The 25,538-nt window shown below is 63.4% G+C and carries 25 protein-coding genes and 4 tRNA genes; 8 read left to right on the top strand and 21 right to left on the bottom strand.

Annotated features, from left to right (window positions below):
• The first annotated feature begins 94 nt into the window (after positions 1-94).
• Complete coding sequence (locus tag VFZ66_14140) at positions 95-607, top strand: hypothetical protein (protein HEX6290329.1); 513 nt, start codon at positions 95-97, stop codon at positions 605-607.
• On the opposite strand, the gene coaE is transcribed toward VFZ66_14140, so the two are convergent.
• Positions 604-1,272, bottom strand: a complete 669-nt coding sequence (gene coaE / locus VFZ66_14145; protein HEX6290330.1) for a dephospho-CoA kinase — start codon at positions 1,270-1,272, stop codon at positions 604-606. The two genes, VFZ66_14140 and coaE, sit on opposite strands and share 4 nt — an antisense overlap.
• 44 nt (positions 1,273-1,316) lie before the next feature.
• Positions 1,317-3,326, bottom strand: a complete 2,010-nt coding sequence (locus VFZ66_14150; GenBank protein HEX6290331.1) for an ABC-F family ATP-binding cassette domain-containing protein — start codon at positions 3,324-3,326, stop codon at positions 1,317-1,319.
• 190 nt (positions 3,327-3,516) lie between these two features.
• Between VFZ66_14150 and VFZ66_14155 the strand changes: the two genes are divergently transcribed.
• Entirely contained in the window at positions 3,517-4,305 is a 789-nt protein-coding gene (locus VFZ66_14155; GenBank protein ID HEX6290332.1) for an alpha/beta fold hydrolase, read from the top strand.
• Positions 4,306-4,513: 208 nt separating this feature from the next.
• On the opposite strand, the gene VFZ66_14160 is transcribed toward VFZ66_14155, so the two are convergent.
• From VFZ66_14160 to VFZ66_14170, 3 genes are all read right to left on the bottom strand, one after another.
• Positions 4,514-6,541: an ATP-binding protein gene (locus VFZ66_14160; GenBank protein HEX6290333.1), complete on the bottom strand. Its 2,028-nt coding sequence runs from the start codon at positions 6,539-6,541 to the stop codon at positions 4,514-4,516.
• 168 nt (positions 6,542-6,709) lie between these two features.
• A complete protein-coding gene (locus VFZ66_14165) occupies positions 6,710-6,979 on the bottom strand; it encodes a GlsB/YeaQ/YmgE family stress response membrane protein (GenBank protein ID HEX6290334.1) in 270 nt (89 codons plus the stop codon).
• Positions 6,980-7,087: 108 nt separating this feature from the next.
• Positions 7,088-7,357 carry a GlsB/YeaQ/YmgE family stress response membrane protein gene (locus VFZ66_14170; protein ID HEX6290335.1) on the bottom strand — a complete coding sequence of 90 codons (270 nt, stop codon included), beginning with the start codon at positions 7,355-7,357 and terminating at the stop codon, positions 7,088-7,090.
• 199 nt (positions 7,358-7,556) lie between these two features.
• Between VFZ66_14170 and mtnP the strand changes: the two genes are divergently transcribed.
• Entirely contained in the window at positions 7,557-8,426 is an 870-nt protein-coding gene (mtnP, locus tag VFZ66_14175) for an S-methyl-5'-thioadenosine phosphorylase (GenBank protein HEX6290336.1), read from the top strand.
• 3 nt (positions 8,427-8,429) lie between these two features.
• Positions 8,430-10,022, top strand: coding sequence for a flippase (locus tag VFZ66_14180; GenBank protein ID HEX6290337.1), 1,593 nt, complete (start codon positions 8,430-8,432; stop codon positions 10,020-10,022).
• A 199-nt stretch (positions 10,023-10,221) separates the two neighbouring features.
• Here the strand turns inward: VFZ66_14180 and VFZ66_14185 are convergent, their stop codons facing one another.
• The 9 genes from VFZ66_14185 to VFZ66_14225 form a co-directional block, all read right to left on the bottom strand.
• Positions 10,222-10,641: a response regulator gene (locus VFZ66_14185; GenBank protein ID HEX6290338.1), complete on the bottom strand. Its 420-nt coding sequence runs from the start codon at positions 10,639-10,641 to the stop codon at positions 10,222-10,224.
• A gap of 180 nt (positions 10,642-10,821) precedes the next feature.
• Entirely contained in the window at positions 10,822-11,256 is a 435-nt protein-coding gene (locus VFZ66_14190) for a response regulator (protein HEX6290339.1), read from the bottom strand.
• Positions 11,257-11,437: 181 nt separating this feature from the next.
• Entirely contained in the window at positions 11,438-12,823 is a 1,386-nt protein-coding gene (locus tag VFZ66_14195; protein ID HEX6290340.1) for a PRC-barrel domain-containing protein, read from the bottom strand.
• An 11-nt stretch (positions 12,824-12,834) separates the two neighbouring features.
• Positions 12,835-12,969: a hypothetical protein gene (locus tag VFZ66_14200; GenBank protein HEX6290341.1), complete on the bottom strand. Its 135-nt coding sequence runs from the start codon at positions 12,967-12,969 to the stop codon at positions 12,835-12,837.
• A gap of 96 nt (positions 12,970-13,065) precedes the next feature.
• Entirely contained in the window at positions 13,066-13,698 is a 633-nt protein-coding gene (locus VFZ66_14205; GenBank protein HEX6290342.1) for a UdgX family uracil-DNA binding protein, read from the bottom strand.
• Positions 13,699-13,717: 19 nt separating this feature from the next.
• Positions 13,718-14,761: a UV DNA damage repair endonuclease UvsE gene (gene uvsE / locus VFZ66_14210; protein ID HEX6290343.1), complete on the bottom strand. Its 1,044-nt coding sequence runs from the start codon at positions 14,759-14,761 to the stop codon at positions 13,718-13,720.
• Positions 14,758-15,849, bottom strand: coding sequence for a DHH family phosphoesterase (locus tag VFZ66_14215; protein HEX6290344.1), 1,092 nt, complete (start codon positions 15,847-15,849; stop codon positions 14,758-14,760). The genes uvsE and VFZ66_14215 overlap by 4 nt, the downstream gene beginning before the upstream one ends.
• A gap of 55 nt (positions 15,850-15,904) precedes the next feature.
• The gene (locus VFZ66_14220; GenBank protein ID HEX6290345.1) at positions 15,905-17,257 is read right to left on the bottom strand and encodes a hypothetical protein; all 1,353 of its coding nucleotides are present in this window, start codon (positions 17,255-17,257) and stop codon (positions 15,905-15,907) included.
• A complete protein-coding gene (locus VFZ66_14225; GenBank protein ID HEX6290346.1) occupies positions 17,230-17,811 on the bottom strand; it encodes a sigma-70 family RNA polymerase sigma factor in 582 nt (193 codons plus the stop codon). Before VFZ66_14225 ends, VFZ66_14220 begins: the two co-directional genes overlap by 28 nt.
• A gap of 276 nt (positions 17,812-18,087) precedes the next feature.
• Between VFZ66_14225 and VFZ66_14230 the strand changes: the two genes are divergently transcribed.
• Entirely contained in the window at positions 18,088-18,801 is a 714-nt protein-coding gene (locus VFZ66_14230) for a pyrimidine 5'-nucleotidase (GenBank protein HEX6290347.1), read from the top strand.
• A 164-nt stretch (positions 18,802-18,965) separates the two neighbouring features.
• On the opposite strand, the gene VFZ66_14235 is transcribed toward VFZ66_14230, so the two are convergent.
• From VFZ66_14235 to VFZ66_14250, 4 genes are all read right to left on the bottom strand, one after another.
• Positions 18,966-19,649: a hypothetical protein gene (locus VFZ66_14235; protein HEX6290348.1), complete on the bottom strand. Its 684-nt coding sequence runs from the start codon at positions 19,647-19,649 to the stop codon at positions 18,966-18,968.
• A gap of 107 nt (positions 19,650-19,756) precedes the next feature.
• Positions 19,757-19,830: transfer RNA gene (locus tag VFZ66_14240), tRNA-Gln, on the bottom strand.
• Between the two features lie 481 nt (positions 19,831-20,311).
• Positions 20,312-20,387 (bottom strand) — tRNA-Gly (locus VFZ66_14245).
• Positions 20,388-20,426: 39 nt separating this feature from the next.
• Positions 20,427-20,503: transfer RNA gene (locus VFZ66_14250), tRNA-Glu, on the bottom strand.
• A 237-nt stretch (positions 20,504-20,740) separates the two neighbouring features.
• Between VFZ66_14250 and VFZ66_14255 the strand changes: the two genes are divergently transcribed.
• Positions 20,741-21,403: a hypothetical protein gene (locus tag VFZ66_14255; protein HEX6290349.1), complete on the top strand. Its 663-nt coding sequence runs from the start codon at positions 20,741-20,743 to the stop codon at positions 21,401-21,403.
• A gap of 86 nt (positions 21,404-21,489) precedes the next feature.
• Here the strand turns inward: VFZ66_14255 and VFZ66_14260 are convergent, their stop codons facing one another.
• The gene (locus VFZ66_14260) at positions 21,490-21,936 is read right to left on the bottom strand and encodes a hypothetical protein (GenBank protein HEX6290350.1); all 447 of its coding nucleotides are present in this window, start codon (positions 21,934-21,936) and stop codon (positions 21,490-21,492) included.
• Between the two features lie 37 nt (positions 21,937-21,973).
• Positions 21,974-22,049: transfer RNA gene (locus VFZ66_14265), tRNA-Lys, on the bottom strand.
• Positions 22,050-22,299: 250 nt separating this feature from the next.
• Here VFZ66_14265 and VFZ66_14270 point away from each other — a divergent pair.
• Positions 22,300-23,166: an SDR family oxidoreductase gene (locus tag VFZ66_14270; protein HEX6290351.1), complete on the top strand. Its 867-nt coding sequence runs from the start codon at positions 22,300-22,302 to the stop codon at positions 23,164-23,166.
• Between the two features lie 208 nt (positions 23,167-23,374).
• A complete protein-coding gene (locus VFZ66_14275) occupies positions 23,375-24,448 on the top strand; it encodes an alpha/beta fold hydrolase (GenBank protein ID HEX6290352.1) in 1,074 nt (357 codons plus the stop codon).
• A gap of 25 nt (positions 24,449-24,473) precedes the next feature.
• On the opposite strand, the gene VFZ66_14280 is transcribed toward VFZ66_14275, so the two are convergent.
• On the bottom strand, positions 24,474-25,286 hold the full coding sequence (locus tag VFZ66_14280; GenBank protein ID HEX6290353.1) for a DNA-formamidopyrimidine glycosylase family protein: 813 nt from the start codon (positions 25,284-25,286) through the stop codon (positions 24,474-24,476).
• Between the last annotated feature and the right edge of the window lie 252 nt (positions 25,287-25,538).

Consider the following 25,538-nt stretch of genomic DNA (forward strand, 5'->3'; position numbering starts at 1 on the left):
CACGGCAATTTGTCGATGTATTGATTCCGTAGGGGCGTGTTGCAATACGCCCCTACGGATCGTGGAATGGCTAACGATGGTTCGAGGATTAAGGATGAGTATGCTGGCGGGGCTGCTCCTGCTGCTGGCGGCCTGCGGCAGCGGCGCGGCGTCCAATGGCGGCCAGTCCGCTACCCCGGCCCCAGCCGATCAGCAGGCGCAGGGTGGGAGTCAGCCAGGCGCTCCCGCTACGCCGGGCACTGCCGACGAAGGGGCCTTGCCGCTCGCGGTGCTGACCCGCTCAGGTGGCATCCAGGGCAGCACCGAGACGCTGGTGGTGCAGAGCGATGGCCTGCTGCGGCTGATCGACGGCGACATCGGCGGACAGCCGCTCAAAGAGGCGCGGGCGACAGCGGCGCAGATCGATACGCTGAAAGCGGCGGTGCAGGCCGAGGGCTGGCAGCAGTTGCAGGAGACGTACGGCGCGCAGACGCCCGATGCCTATGCCTACACGATCAGCGCGAACTCCAAGACGATCACGACGTATGACGGCGCGCAAAATCCGCCGCTGCTCGATGATGTGCTGCGCCAGCTCAACGATCTGTGGCAGCACGCGCTGACGAGCTAGCCGGTAAACGGCCGATCTTCACCCCCGAAGCCCGCCCCTTGAATTGCGCTCAAGGCCGCATCGACCTGCCGCTCGGTCTGCGCAAGCGCGCCGCTGTTGTCAATCACGACATCGGCGACGGCAACTTTCTCATGCTGCGGCGGCTGCGCCGCGATCCGCTGTCGCGCGTCGGCCTCGCTCATGCCGCGCAGTGCTACCAGCCGCCGGATCTGCTCCTGCTCGTCGCAGATGACCACCCACACGGCATCGCAGAACGCGGGATAGCCCGCCTCGATCAGCTTGATCGCATCCACGACCGCGATCTCGCGGCGCTGGCGCTGCTGCGCGGCGGCATCGCGCTGGTGGAGCCAGGCCAGAATTGCCGCGCGCGTGGCGGGATGGACGATGCGCTCAAGGGTGGTGAGCGCCGCCGGATCGCCGAAGACCACGCGGCCCAGCGCAGGCCGGTCGATCGGGCCGCCCGGCATCTGGAGGATACCCGGCCCGAAGACCTCGACGATCTGCCGGTAGGCTGGCTGCCCGACCTCCATCACCTGTCGCGTGACGGCATCCGCGTCGATGATCTGCGCGCCGCGCGCCGCGAGCATCCCGACGACTGTGCTTTTCCCGCAGCCGATGTTGCCGGTCAGGCCGATCAGGTAGAGATGTAGGAATTGTCGAGTCATAATCGTAGGTTCGAGTTCAAGGTTTCGAGTTTCGAGTTCAGGCCTCACCCCGCCAGCTCCGCCCACAGATCGTACTGCGCCTGTAGCTCCTGCTCAAGCGCGACGTACTCCTCGCCCAGGCGGGCGATGTCGTCGAGCTTGCGCTCGGCGGTGGCGCTCTCGATCGCCGATTGCAGCACATGCAGCTTGCGTTCGAGATCGGCGACATGCCGCTCGACCGCGTTGATCCGCTTCTGGCGCTCGCGCTGCTGCCGCTCCTGCTCGCGATGATCGCGGCCTGAGAGGCCCGTCGTCGGCTTGTCCTTGCCGCTCTGCCCATCCGAGGCGGCGCTGCGCGCGGGCGGCGCGCTGGCAGGGACGCTATCGGCCTTCGGATCGATCGCCTTCTTGCGCTCTAGCTCTAGCTGCGTCACGTGCGCGGCGTAGTCGGTGTAGTCGCCCTCGAACGTCGTGACCGTGCCGCTCTCGACCATCCAGATCGTGTCCGCCAGGGCGTCGATGAAGTAGCGATCGTGGGAGACGAACAGGATCGTGCCTGGAAAATCCAGCAGCACGCCTTCCAGCGCCTCGCGCGCTGCGATGTCGAGGTGGTTGGTCGGCTCGTCGAGGATCAGCAGGTTCGGCTCTTTGAGCGTCAGTTGCGCCAGCGCCACACGGCTGCGCTCGCCGCCCGACAGATCGCCGACGCGCTTGAAGACATCGTCGGCGGAGAACAAGAAGCGTCCAAGCAGCGTCCGAATGCGCTCGGTTTTTTCCAGCGGCTTGACCCGATGCACTTCTTCGAGCACGGTGTTGTCTAGGTTAAGCTCGTCGTGCGTCTGCGCGTAGTAGCCCACCGACACGCCCACGCCAGACGAGACGCGCCCGCTCAGCGGCGGCAGCTCCCCGACGATCGTCCGCAGCAGCGTGGTCTTGCCCGATCCGTTCGCGCCCATCAGCGCGACGCACTGGCCGCGATACAGCTCAAGTGCGGGCGTGCGTACCAGCGGCTTGTCGCCCTGCGGCGTTTTGTAGCCCACGGTCAGGCCGTCGCTGGTGTTGAGCACGATCAGACCTGAGCGCATGTCGGTGCTCAGGTTCAGCTTGAGCTGCTTCTGGCTCTTGGGCGCGTCGATGCGCTCGTCGATCCATTGGCCGCCCGCGCCCTGGTAGCCGTGCTTGAAGCGCTCAAGCCGCTTGCGACGGCCCTGCGCCTCTTTGGTGCGCTGCCCGGCGATATGGCGACGGATAAACTCCTCTTCCTTGGCGATGAACGCCTGCTGCGCATCGTACTCTTTCTGCATGCGCTCGTCGCGCTCGGCTTTGAGCAGCAGGTACTTGCTGTAGTTGCCGGGCCAGTCGGTGAGCTTGCGCCAGGCCATCTCGAAGGTGCGCGTGGTCACTTTGTCGAGGAAGTAGCGATCGTGCGAGATCACGATCAGTGTGCCCGGCCAGGTGCGCAAAAACTCTTCCAGCCATTGCAGGGCGTGCAGATCGAGATGGTTGGTCGGCTCGTCGAGCAGCAGCAGGTCCGGGTCTTGCAGCAGCGTGATCGCCAGCGCCGCGCGGGTTTTCTGACCGCCGCTGAACTCGCGGATCGGCTGATCGTACTGCGCTCTGGTGAAGCTCAGGCCCTCCAGCGTGCGCTCGATCATCCGCTCGGTATCGTAGCCGCCGCCATGCTCGAAGCGTGCCATCAGGTCGCCGTAGCGCTCCATGCGCGACTCCCATTCGGGATGCTCGGTATCGGCGATCAGCGTCTCAAGCTGGCGGATCTCGGCCTCCATCTGGTGCAGATGCGCGAACGCCTGGTGCGCCTCCTGCATCAGCGTCCGATCGCCGCTGAAGTGCGCCTCCTGCGCCAGGTAGCTTACGAGCGTGCCGCGCGCCAGGCTGATCGATCCGGCGGTCGATTCTTCGATCCCGGCGATGATTTTGAGCAGCGTGGTCTTGCCCGCGCCGTTGGTGCCGACGAGCGCGATCTTATCGCCGCGATTGACCGAAAAGTTAACGCCGCTGAAGATCTGATCAGCGCCGTAGTATTTGCTAAGCTGGCTCCCCGAAACAACTGCCATATCCGGCTCCATAGGATGTGCAAAGATGCCTAATGATAACAAAAAGGTCGGGGCAGCGCACGCGGCTTAAGACGAGTTGCGCGGGTGTGGGGTTGTACAGTATCGTACCGCCTGGGTTATACTAGCAGCACTACGAGCGGAGCGAGATCATGGTCAAACAAACGTCGATACATAAACGACAGGCACACATATGCAGCTTGAAGTGATCAACCCGGAGCTATCCGCTATCACCCGCTCGACGCCGCTCGTCTTCGTGCATGGCGCGTGGCATGCCGCCTGGTGCTGGCAGGAGCATTTCATCCCCTACTTCACGCGCGCGGGCTTTCCGGTGTACGCCCTGAGTCTGCGCGGGCACGGGCCTAGCGATGGCCGCGAGCGGCTGCGCTGGACGCGAATCGATGATTACGTGGAGGATGTTGTCAGCGTGGCAGCCGCGCTCACGCCCGCGCCGGTACTGATCGGCCACTCGATGGGCGGGCTGGTGGTCCAGAAGTATCTGGAGCGCTACCCGGCGGCGGCAGGCGTCCTGCTCGCCTCGGTCCCGGCCTCAGGTGCGCTCGCGACGACGCTGCGGATCGCGCGGCGGCATCCAAGGCAGTTTCTCAAAGCCAACCTGACGCTCAGACTGTACCCGCTGGTCGAGACGCCGGAGCTGGCGCACGAGCACTTTTTCTCTGCGACGATGCCCAGAGATCAGGTCACGTGGTACTGGCAGCGTTTGCAAGACGAGTCGTATCGCGCGTTTCTGGATATGGTCGTGTTCAATCTGCCGAAGCCCGATCGGGTGCCGGTCCCGATGCTGGTGCTGGGCGGCGCTGAAGACACGATCTTCTATCCCTACGAGGTAGAGGCGACGGCGCGAGCGTATGGCACGAGCGCTACGATCTTTCCCAACACGGCCCACGACATGATGCTCGATCCCGGCTGGCAGCCGGTCGCCGATACGATTCTGGCATGGCTCGACGGGCAGGGTCTTTAGGGGCGGGGAGTTTCAGGTTCCAAGTTTCAAGTTTCACGTTCCAAGGCCCTCACCCCGCTTCGCTGCGCTCAGCACCCCGCTCCCATTCCGATCGGAGAGGGGAAGGAAAGCGTGGGGAATACCCGCGCCGGGTGTCCTCCGGGCATCGCCCCCGCCCCGCTGTTCCCTTGCTCCCTTGCTCTCTTGTTCCCTTGTTCCCCTAGCTCCGCTATCGCTGGCGCGTGCGGAGCATCTCGGTCGCCAGCGGCAGCGTGACATAAAACGTGCTGCCCTGGCCGGGCGTGCTCTCGACCCAGATCCGCCCGCCGTGAAGCTCGACCAGCGCGCGGGTAATGGCGAGGCCAAGACCGGTGCCGCCGATCCGCCGCGTGTTCGAGTTATCCACACGGTAGAAGCGCTCGAAGATCCGCGACAGCTCGTGCTCAGGAATACCGATGCCCTGGTCGCGCACACTGATCAGCATGGCCGGCTCAGGCGACAGCGGCGGCGCTGAGGCCGGTGGCCGGTGCAATACCTCGGCGTGCAGCACGACCTCGCCGCCCTCAGGCGAGTACTTGATCGCGTTCGACAGCAGGTTGCTGAGAATCTGACGCACCCGGTCGCGGTCGGCGTAGATCGGCGGCAGACTCTCCGGCACGTCCAGCAGCAGGCGATGCCGCTCGACATCCAGCTCGGCGTTGAGCTGCGCCACCAGCTCGCGCACCAGCTTCGGCAGCGCCATCACCCAGCGCTCAAGCTTGATCTTGCCCGCGTCCAGCCGCGACACGTTGAGCAGATCCTCGACCAGATTCGCCAGATGATCGGCCTCTTTATGGACGGTCTGAATAAACTCGCGGCGCTCGGCGGCCCCAAACTCCCGCGCCAGCAGCAGCTCGGTATAGCCCAGGATCGAGGTCAGCGGCGTGCGCAGCTCGTGCGACACCACCGAGACAAACTCCGATTTCAGCCGATCGACCTCGCGCTCGCGGGTGACATCGTTGACCGCCAGCAGGAACCCGGCCTGCACGCCCATCGTGTCGCGCACGGGCATCAGCAGCAGCCGCAGCTCTTGCCAGGGATTTTGCAGCACCACAAACGCCTCGCTGGGCGTCGTGATCGGCTTGGTGAACAGATCGGAAAACGCCAGCGGATCGGGCAGCCGCGCCAGGATTCGCGGCAGAATATCCCACGGGATCAGCTTGATCTCGTCGACGATCGCCGCGTCGATCGCCCACAAGCGCCACCAGGATGGATTGGCGCGCAGCAGTGTGCCGCTGCCGTCGGTCAGTGCGAGGCCGGTCGGCAGCTCGTCGAAGACCTGTTGCAGATGCGTGCGGGCGTCGGCGAGCTGCTGATAAACCTGCGCGCGGAGCACCGCAGGAGCGGCCAGCTCCGCTAGACGCTGCACGAACAGCAGCGCTTGCGGTTGCAGCAGCGCTCCCTCAAGCGTGATCGCTCCCAGCAGTTGCCCGTCATAGACGATCGGCGCGGCAAAATGGGTCAGCCCATCGATCTGCCGGATCATCGCGCGACCATTCGCCAGCGCGATTTTTGCCAGATCGTGCGCGCGTGTGCTCGGCACCAGCGCCGTCGAGAGGGACGCACCCGCCTGGGGTAGCTCGAAGGTCAGCAGATGCAGCCCATGACCGTTGGCCTCGGCCAGATGGATCGAGCCGTTCGTCGCGGTCGTCTGCTCGACCGCCCATTGCAGCAGCTCCGCCAGCAGCGGCTGGAGCAGAATCGGAGCCTGGATCTGCGCTGCGATGCCGTCGAGCCGCTGCTGGTCGGCGGTTGAGAGCACAGCCTGACCGTTCGCCGCCTGCGACTGGCTCAGCGCCACGGCAAACAGCGGCAGCAGCGCCTGGACGATATGCAGCACGTCCAGCGAGAGCGTGTACTGTGGCGTCAGGTGTAGTTCCAGCGCGCCATACAGGCAGCCCTGCCACTCGATCGGCCAGCCCAGGTAGTGCCGCTGCCGATCGATCTGCCGCTGGAGCGGCTGGCGCGTATGGATCAGCTCGGCGGTAAGCGCCTTCGACCAGCGATCAGCGCCGCTCTGCGCCGCGGCCTGAACATGAGGCGGAAACACCAGGCTCCAGGGCGTGGCAGCGTCCAGCACGATCACGCGCGCCACCTCGAAGGGCAGCGCCGCCTGAAGCTGCTCCAACACCTGTGTCAGCCGTTGCGGCAGGGGCAGCGGCGCTAAGAGCGATTGCCCCAGAGATTGCAGAAGATCGAGTTGGCGTTTGTTGTCCATCGGCGCTCAGTCGCGATCACGTCGGGCGCTGCTTCCAGCTTGGCGCTGATCAACGATCGCAGGCCCCTGTTGCAACTGGAAATTGTAGCATACTGCGCGCAGACAAAACAAAGCAGCGCCCCTCAGATGAGGAGCGCTGCCTTGAAGCGTAATCGATGTGTGTCGTTCTTAGCGCACGGTGCCGCGTCGGAACAGGTTGACGATGCCGAGTAGCACGATCGCGCCGAGCAGCGAAACCAGGATTGCGCCGAGATCGAGCGGGTCCTGGTTAATGGATGGCTGACCGAGCAGTGCGCTAAACAGCCACCCGCCCAGGAGCGCGCCGATGATGCCGACGATGATGTTCAGGATAATGCCCTGCTGGGCGTCCGTGCGCATAATGATGCTAGCCAGCCAGCCGACGATACCGCCGATGATAAGCCAAATAATGAGTCCCATGATAATTCCTCCCTTAGGTTCTGCGCTAGGAGTGGGAACATCCCACTCACAGGTTGCTATCGTCTAAAGCAGAGAGCGTGCCACGCTTTCTGCCAAGGGGGTGCGAAACTAGACTCGCCGTCGACCTGTCACCATGCCAACCAGGAAGAGCAGGATACATGCGCCGATGATCGCCGTGATCCAGCTACCGATGTCCCAGAAGCCATAGGGTTCGGGATCGCCTGAAATCATTCCCCAGAGGAAGCCGCCGATAAACGCGCCGACGATGCCGACGATGATGTTCAGTAAGACGCCCTGTTGTGCATCGGTGCCCATGATCTTGCTGGCAATCCATCCAACCAGACCACCGAAGATCAGCCAGAAGATAATCCCGCCCATGTAACGCCTCCCTTAGTGTGAGATTGACTGACATCGTTGTTGCGACGTATCGCTGCCAGGATATATGGCATAAAGCGTGCCAGGACCGCAGTACGATGCTATGAGTATCTTTTTTTGTGGGCGTGTGAGTACTCCCTGAGCCATGCTATACTGCGCTCTGATCGCCTACCAGAGCAGGCAGATGTTACAGGAGGAGTACATGGCACACGCGACGATTGGCGTGATCGGCGGGAGCGGGCTGTACGATATGCCGGGCCTGACCGACCGCGAAGAGCTTGAGCTGACGACGCCCTTCGGCTCGCCCAGCGACCGGTTTGTGCTGGGCACGCTGGCCGGTCAGCGCCTGGCGTTCTTGCCCCGGCATGGGCGCGGCCATCGCCTGCTGCCCACCGAGGTGCCGAGCCGTGCGAATATCTATGCCTTCAAGGAGCTGGGCGTGCAGCGGCTGATCTCGGTCAGCGCCGTAGGCAGCCTGCGCGAAAAGCTGCCGCCGGGCCGCATGGTCGTCCCCGATCAGCTCGTCGATCGCACCAAAGGCGTGCGCCCATTCACCTTTTTTGGCGCGGGCGTCGTCGCGCATGTCACCTTCGACCAGCCGTTCTGTCCTGAGCTGCGCGAGGCGCTGTGTGAGGCGATCCGCGAGACGCAGCAGGCGGTCGAGGAGCGCGCCACGCTGTGTGTGATGGAGGGTCCGCAGTTCTCGACGCTGGCAGAGTCAGAGCTGCACCGGCGCAACGGCTTCGATCTGATCGGCATGACGGCGCTGCCGGAGGCCAAGCTGGCCCGCGAGGCCGAGCTGTGCTACGCCACGCTGGCGCTCGTCACCGACTATGATTGCTGGCATCCGCACCACGACAGCGTCACCGTCGATGCGGTCGTGCAGGTGTTGCAGCAGAATGTCAGAAACGCTCAGGCAGTAGTTGCCGCGCTGATTCCGCTGCTGGCCGACGCGCCCGGCTGCAAGTGCGGCAGCGCGCTGCAAAACGCGATCATGACTCCCGCGCATCTGATCCCGGCGGAGACTCGCGAGCGCCTGCAATTGTTGATTGGACAATACCTTGGAGCGTAGCCTGTGACCGCGACCGGCCCGATCTCGCCGAAGCTGGCCGTGGCAATCGCAGTTTTTGTCGCCGGGCTGGTGCTGCTGGCGCTGGCCGTGCCGCTGGCTGTGCTGCTTTCGAGGCGAAGGCGGCAGACGCCAAGCCAGGATTATGCCGTGCGGCTGCTGCGCAATAGCGCCGTGCCGTTTGCGATCCAGTTGATCAACCAGGCGATCAACTTTGGCTTTGGCCTGGTGCTCTACCGTATGCTGCTGCCGACGGCAATCGCCGATTTTGTGTTTGCCGCCTTCGTGACGACGATGCTGCTGGCGACGATCGCTGAGTGGGGCCTAAATATCTACCTGACCCGCGAGGTGGCGCGCAGCTCCACGGCGATCGAGCAGACCTTTGGCACGGCGCTGCTGATCCGATTCGTGCTGGCGGCGGTGGTCATTCCCGCCAGCGTGCTGATCGTGCTGAGCTACAACGGCTTGCAGGCGGCGGGGCTGATCGAGTACGGCTTCGATCGCGAGGGCCTGTTGCTGATGCTGATCCTGGCCTGCACCGTGCTGCCGGGCGCGTTCAGCGCGGCGGTTTCGGCGCTGTTCATGGCGACGGAGCGACCGATCGTGTCCGCCGTAGTGAATCTGCTGACCAATATCGTGAGCACGCTGCTCAAGATCGGGGCGCTGGTGCTGGGCTGGGGCGTGCTTGGTGTGGCCTGGGCGGCGCTCGCGGCGACGATTGCCAGCGCTGTGCTGTTCGGGGTGCTGCTGCTGCGCAACTGGGGCGTGCCCCGGGTGCGCTTCGACCGCGCGCTGGCTGGCACGATGCTGCGCGCTGGCTGGCCGCTGATGCTGAATAGCCTGCTGCTGGCGGTCTTCTTCCGCTTCGACGTGGCGATCATCAAGGCGTCGCGGGCGGTGGAGCTGGCGGCCTACGATGCCGCCTACAAGTACATCACGCTGACGCAGATCTTGCCGCCGATCGTGATCAACGCGGTCTTTCCGCTGTTTGCGCGGCAGGCCGCCACCGATCGGGCGGCGCTCCAGCGCGCCTACACCTATCTGGTGCGCCTGCTGCTGCTGCTGGCGCTGCCGATCGCGACTGGCGTGACGGTGCTGGCGCCCTGGCTGATCGCGATCTATGGCGCGGAGTACGTGGCGCTGGGCGCGCCAGCGCTGGCGATCTTGATCTGGTATCTGCCCCTGAGCTATGTCAACGGCGTGACGCAGTACGTGCTGATCGCGCTGGATCGTCCCCGCACCATCACCGTGTCGTTCGGCGCTGCCGCCGTGTTCAACCTCGGCTTCAATCTGGCCTTTGTTCCAGGCTACGGGGTGCAGGCGGCAGCGCTCGCGACGATGCTCTCGGAGATTGTGCTGTTTGTTCCGCTGTGGTGGGTGCTCCGCACCGAGATCGAGCCGCCAGCGGTCTGGCGTCTGGCCTGGCGTCCCGCGCTAGCCGCCGTTGGGATGGCGGTCGGTATGCTGGTGGCGGGGCAGATGCATGTTCTGCTGAGCATCCTGCTTGGCCCGCTGATCTTGTGGGGCCTACTGCTGATCGTCGGTGCGGTGCAAGAAGAAGATCGGCGTTTGGCAAGACGGGTGCTGCGCCGGGCCTAGTTGCGAGTTCCAAGACCAGGGATCAGGGTCAGGAATCAGGAGTTTCAAGTTCAACACGTCTGTTGTTCTCTGCTCTTGGTTCCGTTGTGCGCTGGGCGCCCATGCCAGGTGCCAGGCGGGTGCCAGACGGGTGCCCTCTGGGCATGGCACCCGCCTGGCACCCGGCTCCCTTGTTTTTGGTTCTTGGTGCTCCCTCGGCCTAGGCACAGACCGTTTGCAGGTGCAGTGGCAATAGCGGCTGCTTGGAAACCGCTGGCTTGATCGCGCGGCCCACCATATCGAGCAGTTCGTCGATGGTAAACGGCTTCAGCAGCAGTTGAGCGCCCAGCCGCAGAATGTCGGCCCTGTGATCTTCGCTCTGCTTGAGCGCGGCGGTGCAGATAATCGCCGGTAGATCGGGCCTCGTGATCTTACGGACCTGCTCAATGGCGATGATGCCAACCGCCTCGAAATCCAGGAGTAGGTCGGTGATCAGCGCATCGGCGTGCTTGGGCGCAATCTTCAAAAGCTCAGGCAGGGTTTCTGCCGCGACGACCCGGAAGCCTTCATCTTGCAACACTTCGCATAGCAAGCCACGGATAACCTCATCATCATCTAAGACTAGAATTGTGATACTCATGGCCGTTCTCCTTCGCCAGGCTCCAGATAGTCGGGTGGGACGTGGGGAGAATGTAGGGGTCGTTGCGACCAACTATAACAGAATGTATGCTGCATGTAAAGCGGTACGCCAACCCGCGCCCTTTACAGCAGCGGATACTGGGGCTGTATATCTCAGAGTGGGGGAGAATGCCAAGTTTGCTTAGACAGCTTGTTGCGCCGAGACGCCAAGCTGACGCAGGCAACGGTCAAGCTCGGCAAGCTCGAAAGGCTTGGGGAGCACAACGGTCGGCGCGATGTCCATCGTCGTGCCAATCTGCCGCTGCTTCTCGTTGGATCGCCAGGCGGCACTCATCAGCACCACCGGCAGGCGGCGTCCTGAGGGATCGCTCCTCAACTGGCGTAAAACTTCAAAGCCGTCCGTCTCCGGCATCATAATATCGAGGATCAGCGCTGCGGGCTGCACATCCTTGATGCAGCGGATCGCCTCGCGGCCATCGCTGCACACCGTTACATCGTAGCCCTCATCAATCAATACGTTCGACAACATATCGGCGAGTTCGCGCTGATCGTCGACGATCAAGATGCGCGTGCGTGGTGGTTGGACCTGCTCCGATTGGACTTTGCGAATGGGCATGGTTGGTTGTCTCCGAAGAGCTGCCGACCGCGACGTAGGCTACGCCACCGGTTGGACAGCAATACTGTGATCGAATACAGGCACAGCATCGTCGATGTGCCGGTACACCCTTTGATCCTTGGGCTACTGCGTTAGAAATCTGGTCGACCCTAGAGGAAGGGTCGACCATACGATGGTGTTGTTACAACCCAGCGTTGTGCTCGCGTTCTTCCAGCGAGGCGCTACCCCGCTCTGACGCTCGCAGTTCGTCCGTCGAGATGTCGGGATCTTTATCATACACCGAGCTTAGCAAGATGTCGAGTACTCCTGCCTGGCGGGCCGTGTCGATGGCCTGGTGCGTGATCAGCTCGCCGACGTTGAGGATGACCCGGTCCTGCGGGTCGAGGATCACCCGCGATACCGGACGGCCAAGCGCGTCTTTGATGCGGTGGTCGAGCGTCTGCTGCTCGGTGCGCGTCTGGAAGTCGTTGACCGAGGCTTTGACGCGATCCCACAGATTCCCGGCCTCGGCCCTGGTCTGCTGGGCTGTCGCCTGGACGCGCTCGCCGACTGATGTGGCGGTGGTGCTGGCGCTGGCTTGCGCGGCATCGCCTGTGGAGAGTCCGACCGCGTCCAATAGCTCCTGCTCTTTGTGATACGTGCGCGCCCGATCGATCACGACCTCGGTGACGATCTGGCTCGGCGCGGCGATAATCACCCCCTCATTCGTGCGCACCGCGCGCTGGGCGCGCCGCCCCCGCGCCTGCTCGATCGTGGTGCTCGCGACCGCTCCTTGGACGATCTGGCTGATTCCAGCGGTAAGGCGACCGCCCGCCGCCCGGTACAGCCGATCCAGCACGCCCTGGCGCTCAGCCTCTTCTGCCGCCAGCGGCGTGACGGACTGACCCTGCGCGACGAGCAGTGTGCCGTCGGGTGTCGCCACATCCTGAGCGACGCTCTTGCCGACGACGAACGCTTTTTGCTCCGCCGGATCGACCACGGTGTTCGTCAGCGAGGCTGAGGCACGTGCTGTTGTGTCTTCCAGGGTTTCGCCCGCGCTCTGCGCGGCGGCGCGAATGCCTCCCACCTGCTCCTCCATCAGGTCGGCGGTTTCAGGCGGCACGAACGCCACATCCTCGCCGATCTTGAGCGTCTGTGGCGCGGGCACGAACGACCGCCCGGAGTACGCATCGGCGAAGAGTCCGCCCGATACCTCGTAGCCCTCGACCGCGCCGGTCTGCTCGTCGAAGTAGAGATCGACCATCGTGCCGAGATCGCGTCCGTCGGTCGTCATGATTCTCGTGCCTCGCAGCACGTTGTTGCGCTCAAGAATCCGGTGAATCTCCGGCACCTGCACCGCATTCACCACCGCGTTCTTCGCGGGTACGATCACCGCGTCCGGCCCGATCGATTGGATACTTTGCAGCGGTAGCACGCGAGCGCTGCTGAACCAGCCGCCCTCATCGACCAGGAAGCCAAGCAGTTGATTATTGTTTTGATCGAAGAGCAGATCCTTGATGCTTTCACATTGCTCGCCGCTGTCGAACGCAACAACTGGCTTGCCCACTAGCTCTGTTCCTTTGCGCATCCCGGCTCTCCTTACGCTGCACCGAAATTCGGGATCAGGTTGATCAGACCGGCGTACTCGATCAGCACGAAGACAACCAGTAGTAATACAAGCAGCAACACAACATACAGACCCGTATTGGAGCGCTGTCCCTCTAGCCTCGGCATTTCCCTCTCCTCCTACGCGCCCAGCAATGGATATATCTGTGGTTCGCACGCAATTTGTGTGCCAATATCCGCCGGATTCGAGAGGATCGAGCGCGCTCAATCCAGCGTCATATTGTGCTCGTTGGCCCGCGCGGCGACGGCCCGAAAATCGCTCAGCACCAGCGCCCAGGCGGCATCGTAGGCGGCGGGATCGGCGGCCCGCAGCCGAATCAGGTACGAGGGATGGAACGTGGCGATCACGTCTTCGCCGTTCGGCCCTGTGAACCATTGGCCCCGCGACTCGGTGATTTTGAATTTTTTGTCAATGACCGCCTGCGCCGAGGGAGCGCCGATGCAGACTAAGATCTTGGGCTGCACGATCGTCAGCTCGCCGTCCAGCCAGATGCGGCATGCCTGGACTTCGCCCGCTTTGGGCGCGCGGTTCACTTTGCGCCCCCGCTCGTTGAGCGAGGTAGCCCAGTGTTTGATCGTGTTGGTAATCCACAGCTTCGCCCGGTCGATGCCCGCCGCCGCCAGCGCCTCGTTGAGCACCTCGCCCGAAGGCCCGACGAAAGGCCGTCCCGCTTTGGCCTCCTGCTCGCCAGGCCCCTGGCCGATCAGCATCACCTGCGCGTAGGGATCGCCCTCGCCCCACACCACCTGCGTGCCGGTCAGATGCAGGTCACAGCGGGTGCAGGCCATGCCCTGAGCGCGTAGCTGCGCCATCGTCGTCGTACGTTCGTCCGCCATGCTGCTGTTCCTTTGTCGATTAGTCGTCGCCCGCCTCCGCCTCCAACAGCTCCTCTGTCCGCTCTTCGTCTTCGGCGCTGGGCCGCGCTTCCAGTCCGAATCGGGCCGCGACATCGGGCGCGTAGCGCGGTAGATCGCGGCGAATCCGCAGCAGCGCCAGATCTTTGGACTTTGCCTCAAGCATCACGTCGAACTCCAGATCGTCCGCCATGCGCATGAAGGAGATCAGCTCGAACGGATTCAAAAAATCGGCATGGCCGGTCCAGATCGGCTCTTGCAGCACGGTTTCCGTTTTGCCGGTCTTGCGATTCTTGCGCTTGATCTCGCGCATCTCGGTGCGCGGCGACGAGTAGTGGATTTTAGGCCGCACGCCCTCCGGCCACGATCGGATAAACCGCTCCAGCGTCGGGCGCAGCTCCAGGCTCTCAGGATTGTTGCACCAGTGGTGCTGGTAGTCGAAGACCAGACGCACGCCGGTCTGCTCGTGGATCGAGAGCACGTCGGCGGCGCTGTAGCGAATATCGTCGTTTTCGAGCACCAGCCGTCGACGCACCGGCTCCGGCAAGCGCTGGTAGGTTTCGATCCACCGCTGGCAGCCGCTCCCACGATCGCCGTAGGTGCCGCCGACATGGATCACCAGCACGGCCTCCGGCCCCAGTTCCATACAATCCAGCATTTCGGCCTGCGCTTCCAGATCCCAGATGCTTTTGTCCACCAGCGCCCGGTCGGGGCTGTTGAGCACCACAAACTGCGACGGATGAAACGATAGCCGCAGCCCTTGCGCCCGCGCCAGCGCTCCAAGCTCGCGCAGCTCACGGCGGCATTGCTTGATCTGGCCGTGAAACTGCGGCATGTCGGGATGCGTCACGTATGGCGCAATATCCGACGACATCCGGTACATCGTGATGCTACGACTGTCGAGATACGCGAAGATCTGCCGCAGATAGTCCAGCGATACGCTGAGATGCGGCTCGTTTTGCCAGCGGCGCGCGTCGTTGCTTTTAAGTCCGGGCTGTCCCAGCACTTTGACCGCAAATCCAAAGCGTCGCGCCTGTGTGTTCAATCTTGGACGCTCCTTCGATCTCTACCGTTCTCCTGCGATTGTACGTGCATTTCCGGCCCGAACCCCAGGCCGTCGATAAACTCATTCCACGCGCTGTAGCGCAGCATGCCGCCGCTGGCCTGATCGTGGCCGTGCCCATAGGCAGCGCCCGCATCGGCTGGCGCGTGCTGCCGCAGAAAATCTAGCAGGTTTAGTTCCCTGGGAGCGCGGGCGCTAAAGTTGACGTAGCCCGGCAGGTAGCCGGTATTAACGCCCAGGACGATATACGTCGGCAGCCGCGTGCGCCAGATCTGCGCGATCAGCGGATGGACCTGGCATGGTGTGTGGATGCGGATCGCCGCGACGTTGCCGCTGAATCTGGGCGCGGCCTTTTTCGCCTCGGCAAAGGCGCGATTGACCTCGGTCTTAGCCTGTTTGAGCCGCTCGACTTCGGGAGCGGCTCCGCTGATGATCGCGCGCGGCTCGTCGCTAGTCAGCAGCAGGTGGAGCGCCGGAGTTGTGTCGCCGCTGGCGGAGCGGCGGGGCGCGTTCAGCAGGGTAGTTGCCTCGCGCAGCGGTGTGGCCTTGTAGCGCCGCCTGGCATCGTCCAGCAGCGCGAACGGCGCGCGCTCGCCGATGTCGCTCAGGATGCTGATCGCGGCGATCCAGCACCAGGCGTCAGTGTCCGTCACCGCCGAGGCGCACCAGTAGGCCAGCAGGCCCGCTGTCGGCGTCGGATCGTGGCCGTAACCCGTCAGCAGCGCTGCGTTCGGCGCGACGCCCGCCGGACGGTGGTGGTCGATCAGCAGCGTGGGTACGTCCGCAAGGATCGGCTGGTCGCGGCTGCCCAGGTCGGCGACGATCAGCGCCTGCGGCTTCACGCGGTCAAGGCGGTCGCGGACGCTTGCCGACCAGCCATGCTCACCCTTGCGCGTCACTTCCACCGCGACCGTATGCCCAAGCTGGCGCAGCGCGCGGACGAGGATCGCCCCTGCCGCGATCCCATCCGCGTCGCTATGACATAACACGGCGATGGTCGGCCCGTGGACGAGCCGACCGACGAATGCCCGAAATTGCTGTTGTAGATCGTCTATATCGGCTGCCCGCATCGGATGCTCCTGATCGATCTGTGCCCGGCAGCCTGCGTGCCGCGAGGCCCCTGCGCTACAGCGCCAGCCCGCCGCGTCGCTCGATCAACTGCGCGCCGAGGCCCAGGCTCGCCAGCAGGTAGAAGACGATCAGCCCCGCCGTGGGCGCGATCAGCCCAATGCCGATCACGACTACAAGCTGCGCCGCGACGCCCCACAGCGCGCTGCCGATTGTGACAGCGCCGGTTAGCCGCTGGCCGAGCGCCTGCCCGACCGCTGCCAGTCCCTGGATGTAGGGCAGATGCAGCAGTAGCAAGATCAGCGGCACCAGCAGGAGGCCAACAACTGTCACCGCCAGCAGCGCCAGCAGCGGCAGTGTCAGCAGCGCCAGCAGCACGGTGATCAGCAGGCCCGTCCCAAGCGCCAGCCAGGGCCGATCGGGCAGCACGCGGCTGGTCTGAAGGGTGCGCTGCGGCCACAGCAGCACGACGATTCCCGCGAGCGCCAGGGTGATCAGCGCACCCAGCAGCCCGGTCAGCCCTCGGACAACACCCGGCGATAGCCGATCGGCGCCGCTGCCGATCGCGCCGCTGAGCGCAATGCTCGTCCCAAGCACGCCACGTCGCTCTACCCCAGCAATCTGGTCTGATTGGGACATGATCCACCCGCTGCCGGCCAGGACATCGCCCTGGACCCGCGCGCCGCTCGTGAGCGTGACATCGCCCAGCAGGCTGACGACGTTGCCGCCGACCTGCCCATCGACGACGATGTCGCCCCACAGCGAGACGACATCGCCGCCGATCGAGCCGGTCGCGCGGATCGGCTGCGCGATCGTCGCGATGGTAGCCGCTTGTGGCGCGGATGAGGAATCGGCTTGTTCGGTCCAGCCGAGCAGTGCCCCCGTGCCGAGCACCAGCACGCAGGCGAGCGCTGCCGCGCCAAGAGTGAAGCCGGTGTTGGGTTGACGTAACGAGCGCTGGAGTAAAAACGCGACGATCGCGGCACCGGCGAGGATGACGATCATCGGCCACACGAACGCGGCGGTGATGTCGAGGATGCTCTGAGCGGCAAGGCCGAGCGAGGTTCCGACCCATGCCGATTGTGTGCTGACGCCAAGCAGCAGGCTGGCGACGATCAGCGCGGCAAGGCTGCTACCGGCGATGTACTGGCGGCGCTGACGCTGGCGTGCCTCACGGCGAGCTATCTCTAGCGGCGACTCCTGCGGTAGGCGCTGGAGCAGTTTGGCGGTGAAATCGGGCGGCGGCAGCGCTAGCTCGATCGTGGTTTGGGACAGGGCACGCCCCATCGGATCGGCCATGTCGTCGCGGCAGGCTGGACAATGCGCCAGATGCTCGGTGAGCGCGCGCTGCTCCTCTGGCTGAAGCTGCGGCTCACGGGCGATCAGCGCGTGCGCGTTTCGACAGTCCACGGCAAAGCTCCTTCTGCGTCGAGCAGCTCTTCAAGCTGGCGCCGCGCACGGAACAACCGTGTTTTCACCGTCGCTTCGGTCAATCCCGTGATCTGCTCGATCTCCTCGTAGGAAAGATCGTGGTAGTAGCGCAGCACCGTGATCGACCGGTAGGTATCGGGAAGCTGGTTGATCGCGCGGGCAACGGCTTCGCGCTGCTCACGATTGATTACACTGCGCTCCGGGCCGGGGGCTTCACTCGGCAGCGCGAACGCAACTTCATCGAGATCCACCAGCGTGGCACGCCGTCGGCGCAGTACATCGATACAATAATTGGAGGCGATGGAGAGCAGCCAGGTTGAAAACTTACGCTTACGATCGTAGGTTGCCAGCTTGATGTAGGCCCGCAGAAAGATCTCCTGGGCGGCATCCTCGGCCTCCGGCCCGTTGCGTAGCATCCGATACGCAATGTTGTACACCGGCGCTTTGTATGCATCTACCAGATGTGCAAACGCCTCGTGGCTGCCCAGCAATGCCGCGTCGATCCAGCGCAATTCGTCGGTCTGCGGCTCCATCGGTGCTCCTTATTCTGTAGTGTACGTTGTTGGCTGCGAGAAGTTTCAGCCGATTTTACCACGGCTCTGTTTGTGCCTGTTCTGCGGCTGCGTGGTCCCAGGAGTTAAGCGATCTTTAAATCATTTTTAACACATTATGTATTGACATTGTGGAATACCAATTGCTATACTACCAACACTGTTTTTCTCGGCGTCGTCTGCCACAGGCCCTTCGCAGTGTGGAGGGCCGTTTCTGTCTCTTCTGGAATCGACGCCACGCGCGCAAAGGAGCTACCTATGACCATCCGCGCGATTTTATTCGATCTTGACAATACGCTGTATCCAGCATCCTCAGGGGTGATGCAGAGCATTGACCGCCGCATCGGCGAGTATGTGCAGCAGCGGCTTGGCCTGCCTGAAGATGAAGCGTCGAGGCTGCGCCATCACTTTTATACCACCTACGGCACGACGCTGCGCGGCTTGCAGCAGTACTATGCCGACGTGGAGACGGAGGAGTACCTCAGATTTGTCCACGACATCGAAGTCGACAGGTTGCTGCGGTTCGATGCCGAGCTAGATCTGGCACTGGCGCGGCTGCCGCTGCCCAAGGTGATCTTTACCAACTCGCCGCGCGAACATGCCGAGCGTGTGCTTGGCGCGATGCGCCTGGCACATCATTTCGAGCGCATCTTCGATCTGCGCTACTTCAATTTCGTCGCCAAGCCCGATCCGGCGTGCTACCAGCATGTTTTGGATGAGATGGGTCTTGCGGGTCATGAGGCGGTGCTGCTCGAAGATACGCCGCATAATCTGGCTCCGGCCAAAGCGCTGGGCATGACTACAATCCTGATCGTCGATGCGCCGTGCCCGTGTGATGCCGCCGATTATCAGGTCCAAAATGTGATGGCTGCGCTCTCGATCGCTCAATCCCTGGCCGAGCCACGCCTGTCGCTGCTGCCCCAGGCCGTACCAGCGCCGAAGCAGCGGGTGCGGCTGCGACGTTCCGCCTGATCGCTTCCAATCTCGGTCGCTTCATTCCACGCCGAGTTTCGAGTTCCAGGTTGAAGATTTTGCTTTATGCTTCGTTCGTTCGCTTGGTTCCTGGCTCCTGGTTCTTCGCCCCTTTGGTCTTTGTTCTTTCGTCCTGAGCCATGCAGCCCGAAGATCGTGTCCTGTTAAAATCGTAGGTGCGCATAATCGAGCATAAAGAACGGCGGGCGGCTAAACGCGCCTGGCGCGAGATTGCTGATGCCGATCACGTTGCGCCCAGGACGCAAAAGCACCGCGTCGAAGCGCCAGGTGTAGGTTGCCCAGGTTCCTGTGTCGAGCGGCAAATCGTCGTCGGGCAGCGGGTTGGGACCGTTAAAAATCTCTGTGTTGTTGACGCTTATGCGAATCGGCGTTTTGGCCGCGCCCTCGGAGTCCATACCCTCGATACTGAGCTCGGCCATGCCACCCGGCTGCACGGTCAGCTCGAAGATGGCTTGCATAGTGTTGTACTGCGTGCTGCTGCCATAGATCCACGTCGCCGTTCGGCCCCCGTACACGCTGTTGCCGCTGGCACGTCGATAGCCGCCCTGCCAGGCGGTATCTTCGAGCAGCAGCGGCGCGGCCGCGTCTCCGCCTGCTGCGGGTGGGCTGGATGCGGGTGGACTTGCCGGAGGCACGTCGCCGCCGACCGGAACAAAGGTTGGCGTCGGCACCTTGGGCGTCGGCGCTGCCGCGACGGCGCTGGGAGCGCTCGTCGGTCGTCGCTCAGCGGTCGGCACCGCCACGCGCTCATCCGCCAGCGAGCACGCGACGAGGCCAAGCAGCACGAGGCCAGCGCTTGCATATCTCCTAAGCCGTTGTGTGTTCATGCTGCCAGGCTACTGCAACCTGCGGGCCACCTGTTCTGCTGTCCACGGACGTCGACGGCTGCTTAAACGTCACAGCGCCGCTCCAATCAAGAGCGACGCTGTGTGCGTGGCTGGGGTACAGGGATTCGAACCCCAACTACCTGATCCAGAGTCAGGCGTCCTACCATTAGACGATACCCCAATAGATGATCAAAAAGGCCGTACCCCCGATTCTGTTCGTGTCCGTCATCTCTCTCTCCTGCGGTGCAGGAGGCGGCTTGTGGTCTGTTGAGCGTTACTCAACCTCGCCCGCGCCGCGGCGATGTGAGCCTGCGAGGTGGTCGTCGCGCGATCATGCGCTGGGCATGACCGCTGCCACCAATAAGCCGGCCCCACACACCTTGCTCTCCCTGGGCCAGCGCTGTCGCCTAGCCGCCGCCGTTGCCGACGACGCTGGTGGTCGCTTAAGCCACCGGTTTCAGCCCTCACCTGTGCTCCGGAGCGATGCCCGGAGCCATCGGCGGGTGTGTTTGCTGTTGCCGCCTTGCGTCAGCCGCCAGTTACTCGGCGGCTGCCCCTGCTTGCTGTTTCGCAGGGTGGCTTGCTCTTGAATCAAGAGCGGAGAGTCGGGAAGTTCCTCTAGCAATATATGCCAGCGACGGAACGCCTTTTTGATTTGTTAATGGAGCGGGAGACGGGATTCGAACCCGCGACCTTCTCCTTGGCAAGGAGATGCTCTACCAACTGAGCCACTCCCGCAAACGAAAAGGTATTAGAGCAAGCGCTAATACCTTCGTTTGGTGACCCCAGCGGGATTCGAACCCGCGATCTTCACCTTGAGAGGGTGACGTCCTAGGCCGCTAGACGATGGGGCCGTATGTTGATGTCCGCTCACAGCGATGTGCCCGGTCCGCAAACAACGCCCCCGACGTTGTCAGGGGTTTGCTTAGCGCTCACGTAGTGTACCTTAAGTCCGTCAAGAATGCAAATCTTTTTGCCGTGAATTTCCGCAGGCCTGTGGCTGCAACTCTCGCGTCGGCTGGCTCGTCTAAGCGAAATCATACCGCGATCGTGACAGGCATGACGTGCCGCTATTCGTACAAGGAGCAGCTATGGGGACCGAGTTCGTCGAATCGCATACCGCGCAGGAGCAGCGTTCAGGATTTTCGTCGGCGGGCATGACCACGCAGCGTTTCTCGACGGCAGGGCAGGAGCAGGCGGCGCTGGCGACGCAGCGACGCAATAACGCTGTTGCGCTGATATTGCTGTTTGTCGGTCTGCTGATGCTGCTGGGCCGCATCGCCTCAGGGATCGCTAGTCCGCCAATGCCGCCGATGCCGCCGATGCCGCCGATGCCGCCGATGCCGGGCAGCGCCGTAGCGGGGACCTTCACGGCGAGTATGGTGCTGCTGACGATCGCGAGTTGCATTCTGTTCTTCGCGTTCTGGCGGCGGCTGTACGGGCTGCTGATCCCCGGCGCGCTTCTGGTTGGGCTGGGCATGGGCTTAACGTTCGTGCCGCTTGCGGGCGCTACGGCGATCCTCTGGGGCCTTGCGGTGGGCTTTGTCGGGATCTTCGTGGTTGGGCAGCGGCTCTTTAACGTCCGTAGTCCCTGGCCGATCTTCCCGGCGGTGCCGCTCTTTGGCGCGGGGCTGATCGTGGCGATCGTGCAGGGGGCGCGTCTCTTTGCCGTCGCCAATAGCCTGATCTGGCTGCCGCTGATCTTGATCGGCGCGGGGCTGTACCTGGGCTGGGGCCGCAGAGCCTCCGCCTGATTCGGCTGGCCGGGCCTCAAGGGCCGCAATACGACAACGGGACTGGAGCGTATCCAGTCCCGTCTGCTATGCTCTCAGCTTTGTTGTCAGGCGGTGGGCGGCTGCATTGCCTGACCGTTGCCACCGGCGACCTGCAACATGCGCAGCGGCACGGTCTTCAGGTGTCGCCCATCGATCACGATATGGAACTCGTACGCGCCAGGACGCTGGAACTGAAGGCCCATCATGTTGACGGGGATCAGCACCGAGCTGGGGCCGCCCGGATCGTCGGGGTCGGGGCCGACGCCGAACTCCGCGCTGATCGCCGGATCGAGCACCGGATTACCGCGCTCGTCCCAAAGATCGATCTGGATCTGATGAGGCCGGTTGCACTCGCTGGCGAGTAATTGCACCTTGATCACCAGCGTCATCGAGGGATGGGTTGTCGGAAACTGCTGGGCGTGAATACGGTCGACGCTGCCGCCAAGCACATAAAGCTTCCCATCGGGCGGAACCTGTGCTGCATCGGCGAGGAAAGCGAATTCAATTTCCATAGGGTAGCTTTAATGCCTTTATTGGTGGAGAGGTGCGTGGTGGGCCCCCTGGGACTCGAACCCAGAACCGGCTGATTAAGAGTCAGATGCTCTGCCAATTGAGCTAGAGGCCCACGCCGTTTGCGTCGAGGATTATACCAGAGGCTTGTGAAAGATGCAAACAATCATCGCGGCGATTGGGCGGTGGTTGCTGGCACATGCCTTGCCCAGCCGGACCGCGTAGCGCGCGAGCCATAACTGACAGGCGTTACGCGGTGAGCATTCCGGACCTGCGGCAGAGCGGTACACCGTCTTTTTGGGGTCTGGTTTGGTGCTGCAAGCGCGAAACCAGACCCATTAAGAGGAAGAAAGGAGCAGGCAGCGATGTCCGAAGACGAGAATCAGCAGCTTCAGCCGCCGCAGCATCAGGAGCGTCAGCCCGGCATTGAGTCGGAGATGACGCCGCGCCCGGAGGCAGAGGATGCGTCGTACCGGGGCAGCGGCAAGCTGAGCGGTAAAGTGGCGTTAATTACGGGCGGCGACAGCGGCATCGGGCGGGCGGTGGCGATCGTGTTTGCCAAGGAAGGAGCGGACGTAGCGATCGTCTATCTTGACGAGCATCAAGACGCCGAGGAAACCCGGCGGCAGGTCGAGCAGGAGGGCCGTCGCTGCCTGACGATCGCGGGTGATGTCGGAGACGAGCAGTTTTGCCGTCAGTCGGTGCGGCAGACCGTCGATCAGCTTGGCCGCCTCGATATTCTGGTCAACAACGCCGCCGAGCAGCATCCGCAGGAGAGCATCGACAAGATCAGCGCCGAGCAGCTGGAGCGCACGTTCCGCACTAATATTTTCGCCATGTTCTACCTGACCACGGCGGCGCTGCCGCATCTGGGCCAAGGCAGCGCGATCATCAACACCACGTCGGTGACGGCCTACAAGGGCAGCCCGCAGTTGCTCGACTACTCATCGACCAAGGGCGCGATCGTGGCGTTTACGCGCTCGCTGTCGATGTCGCTGGTCGAGCAGGGCATTCGGGTCAACGGCGTCGCGCCCGGCCCGATCTGGACGCCGCTGATCCCGGCGACCTTCCCGCCCGACAAGGTCGCCAAGTTCGGCGCGGACGTGCCGATGAAGCGAGCGGGCCAGCCCGAAGAGGTGGCGAAATGCTACGTCTTCCTGGCCTCCGATGACTCGTCGTACATCAGCGGGCAGATTTTGCACCCGAACGGCGGCGAGATTGTGAACGGCTAGGGCGTCAAAGGGACAAAGGAACAGGGGAACAAACGAACAAAGAGTAGCGCGCCGGGAGTTTGGAAAGGCCCGGCAGGTTTCGGCGGCGGCTGATCTGTCATCGATCAGTCGCCGCCGTGTGTTCGATCCGGCTGATCGAATCGGATTATACTGAAAGCAGAGCATCCTGCCTGTGTTCCCCATCCACAATAGACTAGCAAAAGAGGTGATGACGATGATCAAAAACAAGCGCGCCAGACGACGGGCGAATCCGCTCTTGTCGACGGCGAAAGGCATCGGCGGGCTGCTGGCAGCACTGGCGACCGCGATAGGGGGCTGGATCGGCTATAGCGCGCTGGCGATCAACCATGACATGGATCTGGCCCCGGCGCTGGATGCCGAGCGGCAGACGTTCGAGAGTGCAAGTGCAGGCGGGCTGAGCTACTACGCCGATCGAGGTGGAGCGGGCCGATCGCTGGTGCTGATCCACAGCATCAACGCGGGCGCTTCGGCCTACGAGATGCGTCCGATCTTCGAGCACTACCGTGGTCAGCGTCCGGTCTACGCGCTCGATCTGCCGGGCTTTGGCTTCTCCGAGCGCTCGGATCGGGTGTACTCGCCCGCGCTGTACGCCAGCGCGATCCATGAGTTCATCGAGACGCAGGTGAGCGACAAAGCCGATGTGATCGCGCTCTCGCTAGGAAGCGAGTTCGTGGCGCGGGCGGCCTACGAGCGGCCCGATCTCTTCCACTCGCTGGCGCTGATCTCGCCGTCGGGCCTGAGCGAGCGCAACGCCGAGAACCGGGTACAGAGCGCGGGGCGGCAGGGCAGCGGCGATCGGCTGCTGCGGATCTTCTCGTTTCCGCTGTGGAGCCAGGCATTCTACGATCTGCTGGTTTCGCCGCCGAGCCTCAGGTACTTTCTTAGCCGGAGCTTCGTCGGGCCGGTCGATCAGGGCTTGCTTGAGTACGCCTACCCGACGACCCACCAGCCGGGCGCGCGCTACGCGCCGCTGTACTTTGTGAGCGGCAAGCTGTTCACGCCCGACATCTGGCAGAGCGTGTACCAGCGGCTTGAGCTGCCGGTGCTGGTGATCTACGATCACGATTCCTATGTCAGCTTCGAGCTGCTGCCCAGAGCGCTTGAGCTGCCGAACTGGCACGGCGCGCGCATCACGCCGACGCTGGGCCTGCCGCACTTCGAGAAGCTGCCCGACGTGGCGCACGCGCTCGATCGTTTCTGGCGCTTGTGGCAGGAGCCGGAGGCGACAACCGACGAGGCGGCGCGGCAGGTGGAACGGTAGATCGGCGCGATCCGAGCGCGGCGCTCTAGCGCTGGCATCCGGGGCAGTAGTGGGTATTGCGTCCGCCAAGCCGCACGCGCTCGATCGGCGTTTGGCAGCGCGGGCAAGGCTCTGCCGTGCGCTCGAAGATGTTGCGGCGATGTTTGGCGCGGCCTTTGCGTCCAAACAGATCGCGCTGCGTGCCGCGCAGAGCTATGCCTTCTTCGAGCACCGCGCAGATCGCACCGTGGAGCCGCTGTAGCTCATCCGTCGTCAGCGAGGCCGGTACACGCCGGGGATCGATGCCCGCCAGCCACATACTCTCGTCGGCATCGCGGTTGCCCAGCCCGGCCAGCACGCGCTGGTTGAGCAGCACCGTCTTGAGCGCGCCGCGCCGCCCGGCAAGCTGGCGCGCCAGCACCGCGACGCTAAAGCCGGGATCGAGCGCTTCGGGGCCGAGCGCATGGAGATCGAGTCGCTCGGCCAGCGTTGCGGGCGCTGCCAGGGCCGCGCGAGCATAGCCCAGCGTGTCGAGCAGACGCAGCTCCTCATCGCGATCCAGCGTCCAGACAATCAGCGTATCGGCGGGACGCGGCGCGTCGGCGGGCGTGAGCGTCAGCGTACCCCAGAGCATAAAGTGGATCGCCAGCAGCAGATCGCCGGAGAGCGGCAGCAGGATATACTTCGCGCGGCGCTCCGCAGCCAGCACATGCCGCCCGGCCAGCAGCGCGACGAACTCATCGGGCGCTGGGAAGCGCACCGCCTCCGCCCGAATCACCTCCGCCCCCATGATCCTACGCCCGATCACCGCCAGGCGCAGATCGCGCACGATCGTTTCCACTTCCGGCACTTCGGCCATACTGCTCCTCCTGTTGTGCTCCGCGATCGCCATCTTGCACGGGACGTGCCAGCTTTTGGTTGAATCGCGCTCGTACTGTAGCTACGATTACTCCGTACTACTAGATCACCTCCTGACCATCAGGACCATTTGACGTTGCACGAGCATGTGCAGTACGATATACATGGTGGTTGGAGCGTAGATCGCACGCCGCAATGACGATCACTCCCCGTTTAGATACAGCCGGAGAACGCAATGAAGCTTTCGGGAACG

This window comes from Herpetosiphonaceae bacterium, from assembly GCA_036374795.1.
Taxonomy (GTDB): domain Bacteria; phylum Chloroflexota; class Chloroflexia; order Chloroflexales; family Kallotenuaceae; genus LB3-1.

Bases quoted from the DNA above. Each gene is read 5' to 3' on its own strand.
- VFZ66_14140 (HEX6290329.1), top strand. From the start codon at position 95: ATGAGTATGCTGGCGGGGCTGCTCCTGCTGCTGGCGGCCTGCGGCAGC.
- coaE (HEX6290330.1), bottom strand. From the start codon at position 1,272: ATGACTCGACAATTCCTACATCTCTACCTGATCGGCCTGACCGGCAAC.
- VFZ66_14150 (HEX6290331.1), bottom strand. From the start codon at position 3,326: ATGGCAGTTGTTTCGGGGAGCCAGCTTAGCAAATACTACGGCGCTGAT.
- VFZ66_14155 (HEX6290332.1), top strand. From the start codon at position 3,517: ATGCAGCTTGAAGTGATCAACCCGGAGCTATCCGCTATCACCCGCTCG.
- VFZ66_14160 (HEX6290333.1), bottom strand. From the start codon at position 6,541: ATGGACAACAAACGCCAACTCGATCTTCTGCAATCTCTGGGGCAATCG.
- VFZ66_14165 (HEX6290334.1), bottom strand. From the start codon at position 6,979: ATGGGACTCATTATTTGGCTTATCATCGGCGGTATCGTCGGCTGGCTG.
- VFZ66_14170 (HEX6290335.1), bottom strand. From the start codon at position 7,357: ATGGGCGGGATTATCTTCTGGCTGATCTTCGGTGGTCTGGTTGGATGG.
- mtnP (HEX6290336.1), top strand. From the start codon at position 7,557: ATGGCACACGCGACGATTGGCGTGATCGGCGGGAGCGGGCTGTACGAT.
- VFZ66_14185 (HEX6290338.1), bottom strand. From the start codon at position 10,641: ATGAGTATCACAATTCTAGTCTTAGATGATGATGAGGTTATCCGTGGC.
- VFZ66_14190 (HEX6290339.1), bottom strand. From the start codon at position 11,256: ATGCCCATTCGCAAAGTCCAATCGGAGCAGGTCCAACCACCACGCACG.
- VFZ66_14195 (HEX6290340.1), bottom strand. From the start codon at position 12,823: ATGCGCAAAGGAACAGAGCTAGTGGGCAAGCCAGTTGTTGCGTTCGAC.
- VFZ66_14200 (HEX6290341.1), bottom strand. From the start codon at position 12,969: ATGCCGAGGCTAGAGGGACAGCGCTCCAATACGGGTCTGTATGTTGTG.
- VFZ66_14205 (HEX6290342.1), bottom strand. From the start codon at position 13,698: ATGGCGGACGAACGTACGACGACGATGGCGCAGCTACGCGCTCAGGGC.
- VFZ66_14215 (HEX6290344.1), bottom strand. From the start codon at position 15,849: ATGCGGGCAGCCGATATAGACGATCTACAACAGCAATTTCGGGCATTC.
- VFZ66_14225 (HEX6290346.1), bottom strand. From the start codon at position 17,811: ATGGAGCCGCAGACCGACGAATTGCGCTGGATCGACGCGGCATTGCTG.
- VFZ66_14230 (HEX6290347.1), top strand. From the start codon at position 18,088: ATGACCATCCGCGCGATTTTATTCGATCTTGACAATACGCTGTATCCA.
- VFZ66_14235 (HEX6290348.1), bottom strand. From the start codon at position 19,649: ATGAACACACAACGGCTTAGGAGATATGCAAGCGCTGGCCTCGTGCTG.
- VFZ66_14255 (HEX6290349.1), top strand. From the start codon at position 20,741: ATGGGGACCGAGTTCGTCGAATCGCATACCGCGCAGGAGCAGCGTTCA.
- VFZ66_14260 (HEX6290350.1), bottom strand. From the start codon at position 21,936: ATGGAAATTGAATTCGCTTTCCTCGCCGATGCAGCACAGGTTCCGCCC.
- VFZ66_14270 (HEX6290351.1), top strand. From the start codon at position 22,300: ATGTCCGAAGACGAGAATCAGCAGCTTCAGCCGCCGCAGCATCAGGAG.
- VFZ66_14275 (HEX6290352.1), top strand. From the start codon at position 23,375: ATGACGATGATCAAAAACAAGCGCGCCAGACGACGGGCGAATCCGCTC.
- VFZ66_14280 (HEX6290353.1), bottom strand. From the start codon at position 25,286: ATGGCCGAAGTGCCGGAAGTGGAAACGATCGTGCGCGATCTGCGCCTG.